This is a genomic window from Terrabacter sp. P5_B1, from assembly GCF_056400505.1.
In genome coordinates this window covers 1-2,773 of record NZ_JBFULD010000440.1, presented here as the reverse complement: position 1 = coordinate 2,773, position 2,773 = coordinate 1, and the positions used below count along the sequence as shown (strand labels likewise).

The window sequence follows — 2,773 nt, the reverse complement described above, 5'->3', positions numbered from 1 at the left end:
CAACCGCGCCGGGGTGGGGCTGCTCGAGCGCGCGACGGCCGGCACGACCGAGTCTCTCGCGGCGGCCCGTCTCGTCGCCGGCACGAGCGACGACGAGGCGCTGCTGCGCGCCTGGGCCGACGGCAAGGGCCTGCCCGCCGGTCTCGAGGAGGACGGCGACTTCCGGTGGATCGTCGTGCGGAACCTGGCCTCGCGCGGGCTCATCGACGTCGCGGACATCGACGGCTTCCGTGCCAAGGACGACACCCTGCAGGGCGGCCTCAACGCGCTCATGTGCCGTGCGAGCCTGCCCCGTGACGAGGCCAAGGCGTGGGCGTGGGAGCAGCTGACCGGGCGCCAGGGTCGCTCCAACTACGAGATGGTGCACCTGGCCCGCGGCTTCTGGGCCGCCCCCGACGACGCGCTCGTCGCCGACTACGTGCCGCGCTACTTCACCGACGTCCCGGCCATGTCGGACTGGGTGGGCGAGGACGCCCTGTCGCGCGTCGTCCTCGTCGCCTTCCCCAGGGTCTTCACGGACGAGACGGCGCGCCTCAGCGCCGAGGCGATCCGCCGCGACGACCTGACACCGGCCGTCCACCGCTCGCTCGTCGACGCGGACGCCGAGCTGCGGGAAGCCCTGGCGTCCCGCGCGACGTTCGCTGCGGCCGTCTGACGGCATGGCGACCCCGACGCGTGAGGCGCGCCGCGACCTCGTCGCGTTCACGACCGAGGTCATCGCTGACGGCGTCGCCCGGACGAGCCCCGCGCGCACGGGCCCCCCGGGAGCTTCGACGTGACCGGCGGCGGGGCGAGCGCATGGGTCATCGAGCTGGCCGACGTGCGGGACCCCATCTGTGGGGCGCTGCTGCACGACTACTACGTCGACGTCAGCGACCGGTGGTACCAGGACAGGGAGGGGCGCGACTCGACCCCGGAGGAGATCGAGACGGGCTTCCCCCAGATGCGCAGCGACGATTTGGCGCCCCCGACGGGGGAGTTCGTCGTGGCGCGGCGCGCGGACGATGCCACGGTGCTCGGGGGCTGCGTGGGACTGAGGCTGCTGCGGGACGACACCGGCAGCCGGGTCGCCGAGCTGCGCCGCCTCTACGTGCGCCCGGAGCATCGGGGCGCCGGGCTGGGCTCGGCCCTGCTGGCGTGCGCAGAGGAGATCGCCCGCGTCTGGGGCGTGTCAGCGATGCGTCTCGACACCCGGCTCGACCTCGGAGAGGCCCGGGCGCTCTACCTGCGACAGGGCTGGGTCGAGGTGCCTGCGTTCTCGGACGCCTTCTACGCCGAGGTCTGGTACGCCAAGGACCTCTGAAGCCCGGAGCTCGCTGCAGGGACGAGACCTGCGGGCGGGCCGGGCGTCACGCGGGCGAGTCGGAGGCCGCGTCGGAGGCCGCGTCGGAGGCCGCGTCGAAGGCCGTCGTGTGGCGTGGCTCGTAGAGCATGATGTCGTCGGCCCCCGGCACGGTGAGCATGACACAGGTCCCGAAGCCCCGGTCGACGGGCTGTCCGGCGAATGTCGCTCCGCGAGAAGCGAGCTCGGCCATCGTTGAGTCGAGGTCGTCACACAGGAGTGACATCGCGTGGTGCCGCGGAGAGGTCCACGAGGAGCCCTCGGGTCCGCGTGTGGGGTGGACGCCGACCTCGCTCGGCCCGGTCCCGAAGATGAGCCACGCCTCAGCGCCGGCGGGCTCGCCCTGGGTGGACTGGCCGTCGGCGACGAAGGGCCACCGCAGCACGTCGCGGAAGAACGCGCGCGTCGCCGCGGCGTCGTCGGAGTAGACGAGGTTGTGAAGGGCAGTGATCATGACCTGGACGCTACGCCGCACGCGTGGGGAACGACATACGCCGGGGGCCGCGGGAGGCGTTCGGTCCCCCTCTGCGTTGAGTCGCGGGGTGACACAGCTCGGAGCCCGCGCACGGCAGGTCTGGGCGATGGGTCGGGTTGAGTCGCGTGGTGACTCAACGCAGAGGGGCCGCACGGCATACCTGCGGCTGCGGCTCCAGGCGCAAGCGTCACCAGGGGCTGGGCTCGTAGTCCTTGACGAAGCAGCCGTAGAGGTCCTCGCCGGCCTCGCCGCGCACGATCGGGTCGTAGACGCGCGCCGCCCCGTCGACGAGGTCGAGCGGTGCGTGCCAGCCCTCGGCCGCGATGCGCAGCTTCTCGTCGTGCGGCCGCTCGTCGGTGATCCAGCCGGTGTCGACGGCCGTCATGAGGATGCGGTCGGTCTCGAACATCTCGCCCGCACTCGTGCGGGTCATCATGTTGAGCGCAGCCTTGGCCATGTTGGTGTGCGGGTGACCCGGACCCTTGTAGCGGCGGGAGAACTGGCCCTCCATGGCCGAGACGTTGACGACGTAGGCCCGTCGCGCACCGGCCGCGACGGCCGCGCGCATCGCCGGGCGCAGCCGCGAGACGAGGATGAAGGGCGCCGTCGAGTTGCACAGCTGCACCTCGAGCAGCTCGAGCGGGTCGACCTCCTCGACCTTCTGGGTCCACGAGTTGTTGCGCTGGAGGTCGGGCAGCAGGCCGCCGGCGTCCACGGCGGTGCCCGCCCGGTGAGCCTCGAGGCTGGCGTGTCCGGCCGAGAGGGCCAGCGCCGTCATGGACGCGGCCGTCTGGGCGGCGACGGCGTGCTCGACCGACTCGCCGTCGTGGTGCGCGACGGCGTGGTTGCCGAGGGCGCCCGCGATCGAGGCGGGGTGCGCCTCGCTGATCCGGTCGAAGGTCACCATGTCCGGCAGGGCGACACCGTCCGGGAGCGGTGCCGACTCGAGCTCGACG

3 protein-coding genes and 1 pseudogene are annotated in these 2,773 nt (G+C 72.8%); 2 read left to right on the top strand and 2 right to left on the bottom strand.

All coding sequences use genetic code 11. The features are described 5' to 3' along the window. Both AC1DP0_RS20590 and AC1DP0_RS20585 read left to right on the top strand, forming a co-directional pair. A partial coding sequence (locus AC1DP0_RS20590; RefSeq protein WP_478088192.1) for an ERAP1-like C-terminal domain-containing protein occupies positions 1-655 on the top strand: 655 nt, incomplete at its 5' end. A 120-nt stretch (positions 656-775) separates the two neighbouring features. After that, positions 776-1,303, top strand: a complete 528-nt coding sequence (locus AC1DP0_RS20585; protein WP_478088190.1) for a GNAT family N-acetyltransferase — start codon at positions 776-778, stop codon at positions 1,301-1,303. Positions 1,304-1,349: 46 nt separating this feature from the next. Here the strand turns inward: AC1DP0_RS20585 and AC1DP0_RS20580 are convergent, their stop codons facing one another. Both AC1DP0_RS20580 and AC1DP0_RS20575 read right to left on the bottom strand, forming a co-directional pair. Next, positions 1,350-1,796 carry a VOC family protein gene (locus AC1DP0_RS20580; protein ID WP_478088188.1) on the bottom strand — a complete coding sequence of 149 codons (447 nt, stop codon included), beginning with the start codon at positions 1,794-1,796 and terminating at the stop codon, positions 1,350-1,352. 208 nt (positions 1,797-2,004) lie between these two features. Next, a pseudogene (locus AC1DP0_RS20575) lies at positions 2,005-2,773 on the bottom strand (short-chain dehydrogenase); the annotation flags it as partial.